The 16,578-nt window shown below is 60.2% G+C and carries 14 protein-coding genes; 13 read left to right on the top strand and 1 reads right to left on the bottom strand.

The genetic code is table 11. The features are described 5' to 3' along the window. The first annotated feature begins 14 nt into the window (after positions 1–14). The 9 genes from gcvT (at position 15) to JNM42_RS04600 (ending at position 11,653) form a co-directional block, all read left to right on the top strand. Positions 15–1,094: a glycine cleavage system aminomethyltransferase GcvT gene (gene gcvT / locus JNM42_RS04560; RefSeq protein ID WP_294266845.1), complete on the top strand. Its 1,080-nt coding sequence runs from the start codon at positions 15–17 to the stop codon at positions 1,092–1,094. 59 nt (positions 1,095–1,153) lie between these two features. Next, positions 1,154–1,483, top strand: coding sequence for a type II toxin-antitoxin system prevent-host-death family antitoxin (locus JNM42_RS04565; RefSeq protein ID WP_294266848.1), 330 nt, complete (start codon positions 1,154–1,156; stop codon positions 1,481–1,483). Beyond that, positions 1,455–1,862 (top strand): type II toxin-antitoxin system VapC family toxin, encoded by a 408-nt coding sequence (locus tag JNM42_RS04570; protein WP_294266851.1) that lies wholly within the window; start codon positions 1,455–1,457, stop codon positions 1,860–1,862. Before JNM42_RS04565 ends, JNM42_RS04570 begins: the two co-directional genes overlap by 29 nt. Before the next feature lie 12 nt (positions 1,863–1,874). Beyond that, on the top strand, positions 1,875–6,071 hold the full coding sequence (locus JNM42_RS04575; RefSeq protein ID WP_294266854.1) for a hypothetical protein: 4,197 nt from the start codon (positions 1,875–1,877) through the stop codon (positions 6,069–6,071). 125 nt (positions 6,072–6,196) lie between these two features. Continuing rightward, positions 6,197–6,577, top strand: a complete 381-nt coding sequence (gene gcvH / locus JNM42_RS04580; RefSeq protein ID WP_294266857.1) for a glycine cleavage system protein GcvH — start codon at positions 6,197–6,199, stop codon at positions 6,575–6,577. A 174-nt stretch (positions 6,578–6,751) separates the two neighbouring features. Next, the gene (gene gcvP / locus JNM42_RS04585; protein WP_294266859.1) at positions 6,752–9,637 is read left to right on the top strand and encodes an aminomethyl-transferring glycine dehydrogenase; all 2,886 of its coding nucleotides are present in this window, start codon (positions 6,752–6,754) and stop codon (positions 9,635–9,637) included. A 43-nt stretch (positions 9,638–9,680) separates the two neighbouring features. Then, positions 9,681–10,058 carry a hypothetical protein gene (locus JNM42_RS04590; protein WP_294266864.1) on the top strand — a complete coding sequence of 126 codons (378 nt, stop codon included), beginning with the start codon at positions 9,681–9,683 and terminating at the stop codon, positions 10,056–10,058. A gap of 267 nt (positions 10,059–10,325) precedes the next feature. Next, on the top strand, positions 10,326–11,165 hold the full coding sequence (locus JNM42_RS04595) for a tetratricopeptide repeat protein (protein WP_294266866.1): 840 nt from the start codon (positions 10,326–10,328) through the stop codon (positions 11,163–11,165). Positions 11,166–11,248: 83 nt separating this feature from the next. Continuing rightward, the gene (locus tag JNM42_RS04600) at positions 11,249–11,653 is read left to right on the top strand and encodes a bacteriohemerythrin (protein WP_294266869.1); all 405 of its coding nucleotides are present in this window, start codon (positions 11,249–11,251) and stop codon (positions 11,651–11,653) included. A gap of 118 nt (positions 11,654–11,771) precedes the next feature. On the opposite strand, the gene JNM42_RS04605 is transcribed toward JNM42_RS04600, so the two are convergent. Continuing rightward, positions 11,772–13,589, bottom strand: a complete 1,818-nt coding sequence (locus tag JNM42_RS04605) for a hypothetical protein (RefSeq protein ID WP_294266872.1) — start codon at positions 13,587–13,589, stop codon at positions 11,772–11,774. A gap of 390 nt (positions 13,590–13,979) precedes the next feature. Between JNM42_RS04605 and JNM42_RS04610 the strand changes: the two genes are divergently transcribed. The 4 genes from JNM42_RS04610 to JNM42_RS04625 form a co-directional block, all read left to right on the top strand. After that, entirely contained in the window at positions 13,980–14,105 is a 126-nt protein-coding gene (locus tag JNM42_RS04610) for a hypothetical protein (RefSeq protein ID WP_294266875.1), read from the top strand. Positions 14,106–14,667: 562 nt separating this feature from the next. Further along, positions 14,668–15,159 carry a glutathione peroxidase gene (locus JNM42_RS04615; RefSeq protein ID WP_294266878.1) on the top strand — a complete coding sequence of 164 codons (492 nt, stop codon included), beginning with the start codon at positions 14,668–14,670 and terminating at the stop codon, positions 15,157–15,159. A 10-nt stretch (positions 15,160–15,169) separates the two neighbouring features. Next, positions 15,170–15,766 carry a DUF2946 family protein gene (locus JNM42_RS04620; RefSeq protein ID WP_294266880.1) on the top strand — a complete coding sequence of 199 codons (597 nt, stop codon included), beginning with the start codon at positions 15,170–15,172 and terminating at the stop codon, positions 15,764–15,766. Between the two features lie 120 nt (positions 15,767–15,886). After that, on the top strand, positions 15,887–16,578 hold a 692-nt coding region (locus JNM42_RS04625; RefSeq protein WP_294266882.1), incomplete at its 3' end, for a SulP family inorganic anion transporter.

The following is a 16,578-nucleotide window of genomic DNA, read 5'->3' on the forward strand; positions in this document are numbered from 1 at the left end:
TACAAGGCATTGATATGACACAGCAAACTGCCCTGAACGCGGCCCATCGCCGGTGTGGGGCCAAAATGGTCGACTTCGGCGGCTGGGACATGCCGCTGCACTATGGTTCGCAGATCGAGGAGCATCACGCCGTGCGCCGCGACTGCGGCATGTTCGACGTCTCGCACATGTGCGCCGTCGATGTTATCGGGCGGGATGCCAGGCCTTTTTTGCTCCGCCTGATCGCCAACAATGTTGACAAGCTCAAGCAGCCCGGCAAGGCACTCTACAGCGCCATGCTCAACGAAACCGGTGGCGTGGTTGATGACCTCATCGTCTATTACATCAATGACACCAAATACCGTGTGGTCATCAATGCTGGAACGACCGAGAAAGATCTGGACTGGATGGGCACCCATCTCGTTGAATGGAAGCTCGATGCGATTTGCATCCCGCGCCGCGATCTGGCGATGATTGCCGTTCAGGGCCCCAACGCCCGGGCCAGGATATGGCAGGTACTGCCTGAAACCCGCACCGCCAGTGAACTGCTCAAACCTTTCTTTGCCGTCACCGTCGGCGATTATTTCGTCGCCAGCACCGGCTATACCGGTGAGGACGGTTTTGAAATCACCCTGCCCGCGAGCAAGGCGGAAGCGCTCTGGCAGGCGCTCTTCGCTGCCGGCGTCAAGCCGATCGGTCTGGGTGCCCGCGACACCCTACGCCTTGAAGCGGGAATGAATCTCTACGGTCAGGATATGAACGAAAAGGTCTCGCCGCTCGATGCCGGGCTGGCGTGGACCGTTGATCTTCTGGCAGCACGCGACTTCGTCGGTAAAGCCGCCCTGCTCGCCACACCCCAGCAGAAACAGTTTCTCGGGCTGTTGCTGCTCGACCGCGGTGTGCTGCGCGCCCATCAGCAGGTCGTCACCCCGCAGGGCGCAGGCGAGATCACCAGCGGCACCTACTCGCCCACGTTGCAGCAGTCGATCGCGCTCGCCCGTCTGCCGCCTGGAGTGAAGATCGGCGACACCGTGAAGGTTGAGATCCGCGACAAGCTATTAAGCGCCAGGGTGGTCAAACCCTGCTTTGTACGCAACGGAAAAGCGTTGATCTGACCCTTCATGCCGAAAAAATGTCTATAATGATCATGTTAAATGGACACAAGGAGTTTGACATGAACTGGAACGTCGCCCAGGCCAAGCAACATCTGTCGGAAGTGATTCGTGCAGCCGCGCACGAGCCGCAGCTCATTTACAAGCACAAGCAGCCGGTGGTGGCAGTGATCGCCGCCGAAGACCTGGCCGGCTATCGCGCCTGGAAGGAGCAGAATGCCAAGCCACAAACGCTTTTCGATGCGTTCGCCGAGTTACGCAAAATCATGGAGGAAGAAGGTCTTGACGGCCTGGAAATACCGCCGCGCCAGGATCGACCCAATGCCTTCGTCGAGATGATGGAAGAAGAAGGCCTTGCTTCAGATGACGAGAATGATTCACTACCTGCTTGACACCAATATTGTCAGCGAACTATCCCGGCCTCGACCCAATCCGGTGCTGAGTCAATGGATGGCGCTGGCAAACGAACACGCCGTTTCTACTGTCACGCTCGAAGAAATCCGTTTCGGCCTGGCTTGGCATCCGAATTCCCGCATCGAACGTTTCATGAATGCCTACTTTAGTACCGCCAGCCTGCTGAACATTACGCCAGAGATTGCACAACGCTGTGGCTCTCTGCGTGGAGAATTTCGCCGCAAGGGAATTACGCGCCATCAATCCGACATGCTCATCGCTGCAACTGCCCAGGCGCATAACCTTACCCTGGTCACCCGCAACATCCGGGACTTCGACGGCTGCGGCATCGCCTTACTCGACCCCTGCACAGCCTGACAAGGGAAATCGATGGAAGGCCAACTCTTCTCCTCTGATTTTCTGCTGCGCGGAATAACGGAGACCGAGGCCTGGCGTTCGCTGCCGGAGACCGAACTCGATGTCTTCATCGTTGCCTTGCAAACGCACTTCGTGCCGTTTTCCGCCAATAGCGCGCTCAACGAAGCGCAAACCGAGAGCGAACTTGTCGAACCGATCCTCGACTTGCTGGGCTGGGAGAACGCCTGGTTATCGCAGGTCAATCTTTCGCTGAGCGGACGCGAAGACGTACCCGATTTCCTGCTCTTCGCCACCCCGCAGGCCAAAGCCAGCGCACTCAAGGTCAGCGACTCGGAACGGGCCCGGTATGGCATTGCGCTGCTCGAAGCAAAACGCTGGCTGCGCCCGCTCGACCGCAGCGAAGAAGGAGGCAACACACGCAAACGGCGCGATTTCGGAGCGCCGTCTTCGCAAATGTTGCGCTACCTCTCACGCGCCGACGTGATGAGCGAGCGCGCCGTCAAATGGGGAATACTCACTAACGGCGGCCTCTGGCGTCTGTACTGGCAGGACGCCCGTTCGCGCGCCGAAGATTTCTTCGAACTCGACCTCGCCGCGCTGATCGGCGTACCAGGCACGCAGGTCGAGCTCGGCGCACTCGCAGCGCGCCACGGGCTAAAGGTTTTCCTGCTTTTCTTTGGCCGTACGTCCTTCCTGCCGCAAGCGTGGGACAGCCAGCGGCGCAGCTTTCACGCCATCGCCCTCGAACAAGCGCGGCTTTACGAAGAAACTGTTTCCGCCCTGCTCGGCCAGCGCGTGTTCGCCGATGTCTTCCCGGCGCTCTGTCAGTCGCTGGCCGATGGCGATCTCCAGTCCGAAAAAGACCGGCGCGGGCAATATTCCCCCGCCTATCTCGACGAAGTGCGAGAAGCGGCGCTGATCCTGCTCTACCGGCTGCTCTTCCTGTTTTACGCCGAAGACCGCCGCCTGTTACCGATCATGGACCCGCGTTACGCCCCGTATTCGCTCTCGGCGCTGCGCGACGAAATAGCCGATGCGCTGGACAGCGGCAAAGTGCTCGCCAACCGTATCGCCAATTACTGGTACAAACTTGACAACCTGTTTTCAGCAATTGCCGAAGGCGACGACTCGCTGGGCATGCCGCCTTACAACGGCGGGTTGTTCGAGCGCGGACGCTCGTTCATCCTGGCGCGCGTGAAAGTACCGGATGCCGCTCTCGCGCCAGTCATCGATGCGCTTTCGCGCCGTACCGACCTGCTCAAGGCGCGCATCAACTACCGCGACCTGTCCGTCACCCATCTCGGCGGCGTCTATGAACGGCTACTCGAATACAAGTTGCAGCAGGAGGGTGAATTTCCTCAATGGAGCCCCAAACTCTTCGTTACCAAGGCCAGTTTCGCGCGCAAAGGCTCGGGCAGCTACTACACGCACGATGCCCTGGTGCGTCTGATTCTCGACGAAGCAGTCGGTCGCCTGACCACAGAGCGGCAAGGCGAATTCGACCGCTTGCTGGCAAAATACCGCAAGAAAGCCGAGCTCAAACCTTACGAATGGGACGCGCTCGACGCCGCCGACCCGGCCAGCCGCTTTCTTGACCTCAAAATCTGCGACCCGGCGATGGGTAGCGGGCATTTTCTCGTCGCGCTGGTCGACTGGCTGGCCGAGCGCACGCTGGAGGCGGCGCAATCGGCCGCCAGCCACGTTGGCGAATGTGCCTTCGCCGCGCATCTCGAAGAAAAAGGCCGGCCCTGGGTCTCGCCCATCGTCAACCGCATTGCCGACATCCGCCGGCGTATCGCGCAAGCCGCCGCAACGCACGGCTGGACGCTCGATCTGCGACAACTCGACGACCGCCACCTGATCCGCCGCATGATCCTCAAGCGCGTCGTCTTTGGCGTCGACAAAAACCCGATGGCCGTCGAACTGGCCAAAGTCGGTCTGTGGCTGCACACCTTCACCGTCGGCGCGCCGCTCTCCTTCCTCGACCACCACCTGCAATGCGGCGATTCGCTGCACGGCGAACAACTGGCCAGCGTGCGCAACTACCTGGCCACGCTCGGCGCCCTGTTCCAGGAAGGCGAGATGAACCGCCTGCAAATCGCCGCCAAGAGCCTGGAGGCCGTCGCCGACCTGACCGACACCAGCATTGCCGAAGCGCACGAATCGAAGCGGCTGGCCGACGAAGCCACGGCCTTGGTGGCTCCGATCCACGGCCTGCTTGACTTCTGGCGCGGCTTGCGCTGGCGCGTTCCCGGCTGGCCGCAAACAAAGTTCGCCAGGCTGAAAGACGACGAAAAGGGTCAGTACCTCAGACTCGCGCTCGGCGAACTCCTCTCCGACCGCTACAACCTTGTCTCCGTTATCGCCGCCGGTAAAATCGACGGAGAAAGTGCGCCGATAAGCGCCGCCAACCGGCTGCTCGCCGAAGTGCTGACGCTGGTACGGCGCGAACGCTTCTTCCACTGGCAAACCGCTTTCCCTACCGTCTGGCCCAAGGGCGCCGACAGTATCAGCGGCTTCGACGCAATAATCGGCAACCCGCCATGGGATCGCATCAAGATGCAGGAAGTCGAATGGTTCGCCGAACGCAAGCCGGAAATCGCCCTGCAAAGCCGCGCCGCCGACCGCAAGGCGCTGATCGGAAAAGAAGAAAAACGCAAAACGCCGCTCTGGCACGACTACCTTGTGGCGCGCGATACCGCCGAATCCGGCGCGCGCGCCGTCCGCGAAAGCCGCGAGTACCCGCTGCTCTCTGGCGGCGACACCAATCTGTACAGCCTGTTTGTCGAGCGCGCCACGGCGCTGGTTTCGCCACAAGGCATCGTCGGCCTGCTCACCCCCTCCGGCATCGCTGCCGACAAGGGCGCCTCGGACTTTTTCCGTACGCTGACCGAGGCCGATGCACAAGGCGCGGCCAGGCTGGCGGCGCTGTTCGATTTCGAGAACAAGAAGGTCTTTTTCCCGGACATCCACGCCAGCTTCAAATTCTGCGCGCTGATTTTTGGCGGTCAATCGCGCCTCTTCGTGCAATCGCGCTGCGCTTTCTACCTGCACGATACCGCCGAGCTGGCCGACCCGGCGCGTTCGCTGGAGCTTTCGGCTAGGGACTTCCGCCTGCTCAACCCCAATACCGGCGCCGCGCCGATCTTCCGCAGCCAGTGCGACGCCGACCTGACGATGCGGATTTACCGCAAGAATCCGGTCTTGATCGACCGTTCCGGCTCGACCGAAAAGCGCGTCTGGCCGCTGCGCTACGTACGCATGTTCGACATGACCAATGACTCGCACCTATTCCTGACACGAAGCGCATTGAAAAAGCAGGGGTTCGCACAAACATCGCTAAACCGCTGGATTCGTGGAAATGAGGAAGCCTGGCCGCTTTACGTTGGACGCATGATCCACCAATACGAACACCGTCACGCCAGCGTGACAGTCAATGAAGACAACCTGCACAACGCAGCGTTCGGTGCCTGCCTTACGGATGCCCGCAGGGCGGAACCGGACCATTTCCCCGAACCGCAATATTGGATAATCGCCGACAAATCGTGCGCTGACCACACCCGTGCCTGGTCGATCGGTTTCCGCGACATTGCGCGCGCAACCGATGTCCGTACGATGATCGCTACGGTTCTACCGGGAGCGCTGGCGGGCAACACCTTACCTTTATTGCTTCCGGAAAAGTCGGGGGACGAAGCTACCTATATTGCCGCCGCGCCGCTCTTGCTGGCAAACCTGAACAGTTTGGCGTTCGACTATATTGCTCGTCAAAAAGCGCAAACCACCCATTTGAGCTGGTACATCCTAGAACAACTCCCGGTCATCGCCCCCGTCGCCTTCGATGCCGAAATCGGCGGCACCAAAATCGCCGATTTCATCCGCGCCGAAGTCCTGGCGCTGTCCTACACCGCGCACGACCTCGCCGCGTTCGCCCGCGACATGGGCTACGTCGACGAAAACGGCCAGGTCAAGCCGCCCTTCGTCTGGAATGCCGAAGATCGCGCCCAACGCCTGGCCCGCCTCGACGCGCTGTTCTTCCATCTCTACGGTCTGGGCCGCAAAGACGCCGAGTACATTCTTTCGACTTTCCCCATCGTGCGCGAACACGACATGAAGGCGCACGGTCACTTTGTCACCGGCGAGCGTATTCTTGCTTATCTGCGGCGAATCGAAGCCGGCCAACTCGATCACGCCACCCTGGAATTTTCATGAAGTACCGAACAAGCATTTTGAATCCTCATTTCCGCGACAGCCGGAATAGCGCATCTCTGGGTTCCGGGCCAAGCCCGGAATGACGAGTTTTGTTACTTCCCCCTCTAACTTTTTAGGAGCCCGCCATGAACGTCCCCGCCACTCTCAAATACACCCGGAGCCATGAATGGGTTCGCGCCGAAGCCGACGGCACGATCACGGTTGGCATTACCGACCACGCGCAGGAGTTGCTCGGCGATCTCGTTTTCATTGACCTGCCGGATGTCGGCGAGGTGCTGGTTGCCGAACAGGAAGCGGCGGTCGTCGAATCGGTGAAGGCGGCGGCCGATGTCTATGCACCGGTTGCCGGCACCGTCACCGAGCTCAATAATGCGGTTGCCGATGCCCCGGAACTGGTCAATCAGGACGCCTACGCCGCCTGGCTGTTCAGGATGAAACCTGTCGATGTGGCTGACCTCGAGACGCTGCTCGACGCCGCCGAGTACACCGCCAGCGCCGCCGAATAAATTGCACAGTTTCGCAGGTCGGGTTAGCTCAGCGTAACCCGTCATTCGCCTGACGAGCATGGAATTCAGCATCAGATCAAGTTAACCGAACGTCGGGTTACGCCCTGCGGGCTAACCCGACCAGCAAATGCACCTACTACCAATCCATCCCGATACACTTTGCCGGATCACGCCATGCCACAGAATTTGCCCCTTAGCGCACTCGAACAACGCGACGAGTTCATCTCCCGTCACATCGGCCCTTCACCCGCCGACATCGGCACCATGCTGGCGGCCATTGGTGCGCCCAGTCTCGACGTCCTGATCGAGCAGACGGTTCCGGCAGCGATTCGTCTGCCCGACCCGCTGCCGCTTGCCGATGCGCGGCCGGAAGCGGAGGCCCTGGGCGCGCTCAAGGCGATCGCCGGTCGGAACAAGGTGAACAAGTCGCTGATCGGCATGGGCTATTACGACACGCTGATGCCCAAGGTGATCCTGCGCAATGTGCTCGAAAACCCGGGCTGGTATACGGCCTATACGCCGTATCAGGCGGAGATCGCGCAGGGACGACTCGAAGCCCTGCTTAATTATCAGCAGATGGTGATCGACCTCACCGGCCTCGAACTCGCCAACGCCTCGCTGCTCGACGAGGCGACGGCTGCAGCCGAGGCCATGACCATGGCGCGACGAGTGAGCAAGTCGAAGTCGAATGTTTTCTTCATCGACGCCGATTGTTTTCCGCAGACCATCGACGTGCTCAGGACGCGTGCCGGGTTCTTTGACTTCGAGCTGGTTTTCGGGACACCCGAAGAAGCGGCGATGCAGGACGTTTTCGGTGCGCTCTTCCAGTACCCGAACGACAGGGGCGAGGTCGCCGACCTCACCGTCCCGATTGCCGCCGTCAAGTCGCGCGGCGGCATCGTCGCCGTAGCCTCCGATCTGATGGCACTGATGCTGCTCAAGTCGCCGGGCGAGATGGGTGCCGACATTGCGCTCGGCTCGGCGCAGCGTTTCGGCGTGCCGATGGGTTTTGGCGGACCGCATGCCGCCTTCTTTGCCACCCGTGACGAGTACAAGCGCTCGGTGGCCGGGCGCATCATCGGCGTTTCGCTCGATGCGCGCGGCAACAAGGCACTGCGCATGGCACTGCAGACGCGCGAGCAGCATATCCGCCGCGAGAAAGCCAATTCCAATATCTGCACCTCGCAGGTGCTGCTTGCCAACCTGGCTGGAATGTATGCGGTGTACCACGGGCCGCACGGGCTGCGGGCCATTGCCGAACGCATCCACCGGCTGACCTCGATCCTCGCCGAGGGGCTCAAGCGCGCCGGGATCACGGTAGTGAACAAGCATTTTTTCGACACGCTGCAGCTCGACCTGGGCACCCGCGCACTCACCGTCTATCAGGCCGCACTCGGTGTCGGCTACAACCTCCGCCAGGTCGGCCACGGGGTACTCGGCATTGCCTTCAACGAAAAAACATCGCGCGACGATGTGGTCGCGCTGATCAAGCTGATCGCCAGTGTCAGCATGGATATCGAAGCCTTTGACACGCAAATCCGGCAGCTCGACCCGGCACTGCCCGCAGCGCTGCTGCGCACCGATGCCATTCTGACGCATCCGGTATTCAACACCCATCACACCGAACACGAGATGCTGCGCTACCTCAAGCGACTGCAAAACAAGGATCTGGCGCTCGATCGCTCGATGATCTCGCTCGGCTCGTGCACCATGAAACTCAATGCCACCAGCGAAATGATTCCGGTCACCTGGCCGGAATTTGGCGATATCCATCCCTTCGCCCCGCTCGATCAGGCGCAGGGCTACCTGGAAATGATCGGCGGGCTGGAAACCTGGCTCAAGGTGATCACCGGCTTTGACGCCCTCTGCATGCAGCCCAACTCGGGAGCGCAGGGCGAGTACGCCGGTATCGTCGCCATCACGCGCTATCACGCCAGCCGGGGTGACAGCCAGCGCAACATCTGCCTGATCCCGAAATCGGCGCACGGAACCAATCCGGCTACTGCGCAGATGTGCGGCCTGCAGATCGTCGTTGTCGATTGCGATGAAAACGGCAACGTGGATATCGCCGACCTCACGGCCAAGGCCGGACAACATTCAGCACATCTCGCCTGCCTGATGATCACCTATCCCTCGACGCACGGCGTCTTCGAGGAAGCGGTCAGGGACATCTGCGCGATCGTCCATGCGCACGGAGGCCAGGTCTATATGGACGGCGCCAACCTCAATGCCCAGGTCGGCCTCACCTCGCCCGGTCTGATCGGCGCCGATGTCAGCCACATGAACCTGCACAAGACCTTTGCCATCCCGCACGGCGGCGGCGGCCCCGGCATGGGGCCGATCGGCCTGAAAGCGCATCTGGCACCCTTCATGTCCGACCATGCGGTACAGGCTACGGGGGGAGCCGAGCGCTTGCATCGCGGGCAGGGCGCGGTTTCAGCCGCGCCCTGGGGCTCGGCCTCGATCCTGACGATTTCGTGGATGTACATTGCCATGCTCGGTGGCAGGGGGCTCAAGCGCGCTACCGAAGTGGCGATCCTCAATGCCAACTACGTCGCCGCACAACTCAGCCCGCACTACCCGGTGCTTTACACCGGTAAGAACGGCCGCGTCGCCCACGAGTGCATTCTCGACATTCGCCCGATCAAGGCTGCCACCGGCATCGCCGAGATCGACATCGCCAAGCGTCTGATGGACTACGGCTTCCACGCACCGACGGTCAGCTTCCCGGTGGCTGGAACGATGATGGTCGAACCAACCGAGTCGGAATCAAAAGCCGAACTCGACCGCTTCATCGCCGCCATGAGCGCCATCCGCGAGGAAATCCGCAAGATCGAAGAGGGCGTCTGGCCATCAGACAACAATCCGCTCAAGAACGCGCCACACACGCAGGCCGACATCGTCGACGCCGACTGGAAGCATCCGTACAGCCGCCAGGAAGCCGTTTTCCCTTTGCCGTGGGTCGCCACCAACAAGTTCTGGCCAAGCGTCAACCGCATCGATGATGTCTATGGCGACCGCAACCTGTTCTGCGCCTGCGTGCCGATGGGCGATTATTAATCGGTATCCGCAACCTCGGCGGGATTTGCCGATCGGAGTCCGAATGCGCAGGAAGACAGCAATTCTCCAGATACGCCTTTATCTGATTGGCGCCTTCATCTTTCTCACCGGCTTGATGGGCGCCGTATCGGTCTATCTGATGGCTACGGATGACTCCAGCGACGCTGTCGGTTATGAATTCGTGGATGGGAAGGCCTATCCCATCCTGGCGCATGAATCCAAGGCCTATCGCCATGATCTGGAACGTTTTGGCGGCAAGGCCGCGGTCATGGCCGATGAACTGAATCGATGGTTTGCCGGGCTATGGCAAGGCAAACGGCTGGCCTGCACGCTGGCGGTGCTGTCCACGGGTGCCGCTCTGGCATTTTTCTGGGCAGCCCGTCGTTTGTCACGCACCCGAGCCGAAGATCGGGATAGCTGAATCGCACGCGCTTGGCATAGGCCCAAAGACACTACCGGCCAGCAACGGACGGAACATCAGGCCGAATTGACGTTTTGAGCGGTGGCTTTGCAAGCTGATGGCGGACACTCCGGCCTACAAACGGATACGTTCTGTTGCAAATGACTTCTTGAACCTTCTCTCCCCTGCCCCTATTTTGCCGCTGTGTCATCAAATGACGCGATCGACCCTGACTGGGCCGGAAGCCGGTCATCCTCGAACTTCGTATTTATCGGAAGGAATTCTTTAATGGCAAGAAATTTTCTACTGGGTCTGATGATGTTTGCTTCGACGGCGCTCATCAGCGGTTCCGCGCTCGCCGATGAGCCTAGCCTGCACCAGATCTATCAGGCGGCCGAGGCCGGCAAGCTGACTGAAGCGCAGACCATGATGCAGGAAGTGCTCAGAGCGCACCCGAACAGCGGCAAGGCGCATTTTGTCGAAGCTGAGCTGCTGGTCAAACAAGGTCAGCTCCGGAAAGCCGAAGCCGAACTGGCGACGGCCGAGCGCCTCGCGCCCGGCCTGCCTTTCGCCAAGCCCGAGGCCGTGCAGCATCTCAGGGGGCAACTGGGTTCCTCGCATGGCGCCTGGCCATTTGAGGTACAGCATTCCCAGGCATTGCAACAGCCCGTTCATGAATCTTCCGTCCCTTGGGGAATGCTGCTGATCGGAGTGGGCTTGATTGCCTTCATCCTGTTCGCCGTACGCATAATGTCTCAGCGCAACGCGATGTCGGCTTCAGGCGGTGGCCTGGCAGCTGGATATGGCTCCGGCAATGCTTCAACACCGCTGCAACCCTATGCGGCGGGTAACGTAGGGACACCGGGCGCTCAGGGGCCTGGCATGGGTTCGCGAGTCATGGGCGGGCTGGCGACGGGCGCGGCAGTCGGGGTTGGACTGGTGGCTGGCGAGGCACTGATGCACCGCTTCATGGATGGGAAAGAACAGCATGCCCAGTCTCTGCTTCCAAACGACCTGGGGCCATCGCTTCAGGACAACAGCTTCGACGACATGGGCGGACCGGATTTTGGCGTCTCGGACACGTCGTCCTGGGATGACAGCAGTTCAAGCAGCAGCGACTGGAACTGAGCGCGCAGGAAAATTGTTACGGCGAAGTGAAAATTAGCGAATTGATTGCCCGATTAAGGGCCGGCAAGTGCTAATATTTCACAATGATTAAATGGACACCGGCTCTCAGCACAGGCGTAAAGCTGCTTGACGAGCACCACAAGTCGATTTTCCATTGGCTCGCCGAACTCGAAGCTGCCGCCACTGACAAACGCAGGCTCCTGGGCGTGTACTCGGTTGCTCGATTGAAGCATTACGCTGACGAGCACTTCGCGGCTGAAGAAGCCCTGATGAAGTCGGCGAACTATCCCGATCTGGCCGAACACATGGCTGAGCATGCCCTGTTTCGCGTCAAGCTGGCAGAACTCCAGGCCAAGGCCATCGGGCAGGATGTTTCCTCTGAAACCGTGGAATTCCTCAAGGATTGGCTTACCAATCACATCACCAAGACGGATATGGCCTACGTGCCCTGTTTGAAAGCATTTGAAACGCAACAGGACAAAGCTTGAGAATGGCACCCACCATCTGGGGATCATGGTTTCAAGATGGGCGAGCAACAGACAACCAAAGCGATACAAGAACTACAGCGACTGGATTGGCCCGGCCCGTTTTGATAATCCGATGGTTTTATTTTTCCCCCTCCTTTGCTTCCCAGGCGGCTGCATAGACGGCAAGCGTCAGCGCTGTACTGTCGATCGCCTTGCTCCCGGTGAACGCCAGTGTATTAAGTAGTGGACTCTCATCACCCGCGTTGGGCGAGTTATTCGCCAGACCACGCCACGCGGCTTCTACTGTTTCCTCAAGAGCGCTCGCGTCGGTCGACGAGTCCGTGACCAGCACGATGCGTCGCAGCGCCACAGTGTCGAGCAGCATGTGCAACTCGAATGTACAGCCCAGCCTGCCCCGGTTGAACCCGCGCAAGTCCATCAGCACCAGGTCCGACTCGGGGGCGAGCCGGCTCACGGCATGCGGCCAGGCGTCCGCGTAGCAGTACAGATCATTCACCGGATAGTGCAGATCGCCCTCAAGACCGCTACCCAGCGCCGCGATGCGCCGTTCTACCTGTTGTCCTGACTTGAGAAATTCGCGGTCCGCCCGACGCAGAAGGAAGGACTCCAGCATGCGCGCGCTCAGGGTGCGCAAGGCCAGGTCGGTGCCGACGATCAGATCGATACGCCCGCTGCGCCGCCACGTGTCGTCGAGCATGTCAAGGAGCTGGGTACGCTTCTCCGGGTCGCTGAACACACGCAGCAGTAGCAGCCGCTTGCCACTTTCGTTCCGGCGCGCCGACCATTGATGGCGCAGGGCCGCATGCAGAACAATTGCATAACAGGCGAATGCCGCGCTGAGCAGCGCCCAGATCGGTACCGCCGGCCTGAGGTCAGCGCCGATATTGGCCGCGATGAGACCGAAACAAAGCGTAAGAAACAACCAGCACAGGTGAAAATGAAGCACCTGGGCCGGAAGGTAATGACGATCTCCGAGCCAGATGAAAAACTTGAAGGTCAGCCAGACGAAATAAGCCTGCAGGACATTGACGGGCAGAGCAACGAGGATTGGTCCGAGCGGAAACTTCGGCGCGAAGAGCAGATCGACGAGAATTCCTGCCAGTGCCGTTGCGCCGAGCAAGACGATAGGTACGTATTTTCTGCGACGACGCAACAGGCGCATCAGGATGACTACGCCAAAGACCGGATAGACCAGCCCGAGCCACAGCAGCCAGGGTCGTCCGGTTTGCAGCGGCTGGATATCGTCCAGGCCGAACAGCAGCACGAGCGCGACCCCACAGATTAAAAAAGCCACCACCGCCATCAGCGCCACGAGCAGGGGCCGCAGTTGACGCACGAGAAGAAACAGCAACCCGGCGAGCGGAAAGATGACCATCAGCGGGGCGAATGCCCAAACTGCTCGCAAACCACGCAGCGGGTCGCCGAAGAGCACAAGGGCGCCGAAGCCGAGCAGAAAACAAGCCAGTGCCATGGCGATGCGTATCCGCGCCCGCCGGGTCAGGAAGGCGCCAAGAACGAGCAGGCCGGGGGCCAGCGCGAGAAGTGCCATCACCCCACGCTGATCAGTTGGTAAGGATCCCGCAGAAGACCACCACAGCACGCCTGATGTCAGAACCATATGCACGGTGCCCGCCGCCGCGAAAGCAAGGCGCACCAGCAAACTTGTGTGTTGCGCCTGCGCGAGCTGTGCACAGGCAGCGGAGGACAGCAACGCCACGGACGGGGCAATCGGCTGCAGGCGCAAGCGAGCGCGCCCCGCTGGCCATTCGCCCTGAACAATGTTGCCTGGAGCAGGAACGCTGGATTCAGAAGTGCGCCGTCGCCGACTCATGCCTAGTGCAACCGCTCTGCGGTAGCGCCACGCAAACAACCCGAACAAGACCAGGAAGAGCAGCGGGAAAGCGCTGGCTTCAAGGAGGATAATCAAAGTATCCATGGACCTGAAAGAGAAACCTCCGAAGAACATGACGAGGACGCCGGACGGCCATTGAGGCAAGCTTTGCAGTCCAGGTCAGGCGCTGATTTCCGGCGCTTTGCAGCGAGTGTAACTGTATCGACGAGACTCGTGCCAACTGAGCTCAGGCACCACGCCAAGCATCCAGCGTATTCCATTCATCGTTACAGAACTGAATTAACACCGACAGGCCGTGCCGTCTGTTGGCGATCTGTTTACCGTTCCGGGAAACGACATCATCCAAAGCATCGCTGCAATCCCCTTGAGCGGATACCAGATTTTATGGCCTGAAGCGAGGCCAGCGAATGCTTTATTAATGGCTGGCATTTATCTTGCTTCATCTGGTTTAATTTTTGACAATCGGAGGCAATCATGGACTGGAACGAAATCCTTGCAATCATTACTATTGTTGCTGTTGCGCCCTATGCCACAGCGGCTGCAGTAAGCTGGATCAGGCGACCTGACAAGACAAAAATTGGTGCAAAAGCACCAATTTGATGCAATAGGCACACTATCGGCACGAGTCCCACAAGCCGGAAATCAAAGCCTGGGCACCTCGAGCCGGGCTCCCGCCCACGCCCCTCTCAGAGCGCCACGGCGCTGGGACCAGCCGCCCGCAAGCAAATCTTGCTGGCAAGATATTTCCTGAGTGGTTGCTTTCGCTGATTCAGGGTGAAAAACTAACACCTTCAAACCTCGATGCAATAGCGAGACGCTTGCCTCTTGTCTCACCGATGACCTTGTGAGCTGTAATTCGGGATGGGGAAGAGGCAGAACGCATACACCGTTGTCAAGCCTATCAATTGATGTAGATCGTGGCCCCAGGCCCGGCTTCGCGCTCAGCACTGCGAAGCCGGGGTCCAGGAGGCGAATCAGCGCCTGCACTGGATACCGGCCTTTGCCGGTATGACGGAAAATTCTGACTTCATCGGGCCGCAGCAATAGACTGCATCTCTGCTTACCACGCGGCCTGGCCATGTGGACAGCGATGTGGACAGCGAAGTTGACGCGGGTGTAATACAGCCAGATACTGATCACCCTTTGCAAAAGGAGAACACTCATGAGCGGTTCAAATTACGAATTATCTGAATTTACGGCAGAACGCCTGCAAGGCGGAACGCAGTCACTTGCCGACTACGCCGGCAAGGTTCTGCTCATCGTCAACACCGCCAGCCAGTGCGGTTTCACGCCGCAGTACGAAGGCCTTGAGGCGCTCTACCAGCGCTACAGGGAGCGCGGCCTGGTGATCCTCGGCTTCCCGTGCAACCAGTTCGGTGCGCAGGAACCGGGGGCGGCCGCTGAAATCGCCAGCTTTTGCCAGAAGAATTATGGCGTCAGCTTTCCGATGTTCGCCCGAATCGAGGTCAACGGCGACAACGCCCACCCGCTCTACCAGCACCTGAAAAAAGCGGCGCCTGGCCTGCTCGGCACCGAAGGCATCAAGTGGAATTTCACCAAATTCCTGGTCAATCGCACAGGCGATGTAATCAAGCGATACGCATCGTCCCTGGCGCCGGAAGCCATGGCCAGTGATATCGAGGCGTTGCTCTGATCATGTGCCAATGAAAACACCGGAAAAACTGCCTGACTTCAGCGGCATGCTGCGCTGGCCGAACGTTCCCGCCTGCTACGGCTGGCTCTCGCTTGACCGCCGCGGTCAGTGGCGCATGCGCGGCGAACCCGTCACGCACGCGGGTCTGGCCAGTTTTCTCAATCGCCAGTATGGGCACGACGAACACGGCAACTACTTCATTCAGAACGGCCCGCAGCGGGTTTTTGTCGAGCTCGACTACACGCCTTGGGTGCTGCGGCTGAGCTCTGAAAACATCCTGCTGACCCATACCGGCGACGCTGTTGAAGACATACTCGGCGCTGCCTTTGACGAAGAAGGCAATCTGCTGCTTGAATGCTTGGACAGTATCGCCCTGCTCTGCGACCGCGATCTGCCCGCGCTGCTTGCCTGCCTGCGCCAACCCGGCGGTGAAGCGGCGAGCGATGCCGACCTGCTCGCAGTGCTCGACCAGACTCCGGGGACATTGAGCACGCTCTCGCTGGAATGGGACGGCAGGCACATCCCCGTTGGCATCCTGCAGCGCAAGGATGTTGCCCGGCGCTACGGCTTTGTGGCAGTTCCGGTGGATCCCGAGCAAAAAGAATAGCCGCGTTCATCAAGAAACGAGCAGGTCGGGAAGTTATTTCGTACTCGTTCCTTGGCCGCCTTGACATAGGCTGTGCGCAGGTCCAAGGTAAAAAAATTTCAATATCAGCGAGCATAGGCCATGAAGCTGCCCAGACTCGAAGCAGGCGATTTTTGGGGAGGACTCGCCGCGATCCTGGTCGCGCTGCCTTCCGCGATCGCCTTCGGGGTCACCATCTATTCACCGCTCGGTGCGGCGCATGTGGCGCAGGGCGCGCTGGCCGGCATCCTTGGCGCGGCGGCGCTCGGGCTGATTGCGTCGGCACTGGGCGGCACCCAACGGCTGATCACCGCACCCTGTGCGCCTGCGGCGGCGGTGCTGGCGGCATTTGCGCTGGAGTTCATGCTGAACGGCGGCGATTTCGCCGCAGCGATGCTGCTGTTCTCGCTGCTCGGGCTGGCAGCGGGACTGTTGCAGATCGTCTTCGGCATGCTGCGTCTGGGGCAGTTGATCGAGTACATGCCTTATCCGGTAGTCAGTGGCTATCTGTCGGGCGTCGGTCTCTACATCATCGCCGGCCAGGTGCCGAGGTTCCTCGGCGTCCCCAAGGACATCCATTTCTGGGAATCGCTCGCGGCGCCTGCCGCATGGCAGTGGCAGGGCATGGTGGTCGGCGCCGTGACCATTGTCGTGATGCTTGGCGCACCGCGCCTGACCCGCCGGGTACCGGCAGCGATTCTCGGACTGGCGGCCGGCGTCGGTGCCTATTTTGCCCTCGGACTCGCCGATCCGGGACTGCTCGAACTTGAGGGCAACGCGCTCGTCGTCGGTTC

This window comes from Propionivibrio sp. (assembly GCF_016790145.1).
Classification (GTDB): Bacteria; Pseudomonadota; Gammaproteobacteria; order Burkholderiales; family Rhodocyclaceae; genus Propionivibrio.

Bases quoted from the DNA above. Each gene is read 5' to 3' on its own strand.
- JNM42_RS04570 (WP_294266851.1), top strand. From the start codon at position 1,455: ATGACGAGAATGATTCACTACCTGCTTGACACCAATATTGTCAGCGAA.
- JNM42_RS04565 (WP_294266848.1), top strand. From the start codon at position 1,154: ATGAACTGGAACGTCGCCCAGGCCAAGCAACATCTGTCGGAAGTGATT.
- JNM42_RS04595 (WP_294266866.1), top strand. From the start codon at position 10,326: ATGGCAAGAAATTTTCTACTGGGTCTGATGATGTTTGCTTCGACGGCG.
- gcvT (WP_294266845.1), top strand. From the start codon at position 15: ATGACACAGCAAACTGCCCTGAACGCGGCCCATCGCCGGTGTGGGGCC.
- JNM42_RS04605 (WP_294266872.1), bottom strand. From the start codon at position 13,589: ATGGATACTTTGATTATCCTCCTTGAAGCCAGCGCTTTCCCGCTGCTC.
- gcvH (WP_294266857.1), top strand. From the start codon at position 6,197: ATGAACGTCCCCGCCACTCTCAAATACACCCGGAGCCATGAATGGGTT.
- JNM42_RS04610 (WP_294266875.1), top strand. From the start codon at position 13,980: ATGGACTGGAACGAAATCCTTGCAATCATTACTATTGTTGCTGTTGCG.
- JNM42_RS04600 (WP_294266869.1), top strand. From the start codon at position 11,249: ATGATTAAATGGACACCGGCTCTCAGCACAGGCGTAAAGCTGCTTGAC.
- JNM42_RS04620 (WP_294266880.1), top strand. From the start codon at position 15,170: ATGAAAACACCGGAAAAACTGCCTGACTTCAGCGGCATGCTGCGCTGG.
- JNM42_RS04615 (WP_294266878.1), top strand. From the start codon at position 14,668: ATGAGCGGTTCAAATTACGAATTATCTGAATTTACGGCAGAACGCCTG.
- gcvP (WP_294266859.1), top strand. From the start codon at position 6,752: ATGCCACAGAATTTGCCCCTTAGCGCACTCGAACAACGCGACGAGTTC.
- JNM42_RS04575 (WP_294266854.1), top strand. From the start codon at position 1,875: ATGGAAGGCCAACTCTTCTCCTCTGATTTTCTGCTGCGCGGAATAACG.
- JNM42_RS04590 (WP_294266864.1), top strand. From the start codon at position 9,681: ATGCGCAGGAAGACAGCAATTCTCCAGATACGCCTTTATCTGATTGGC.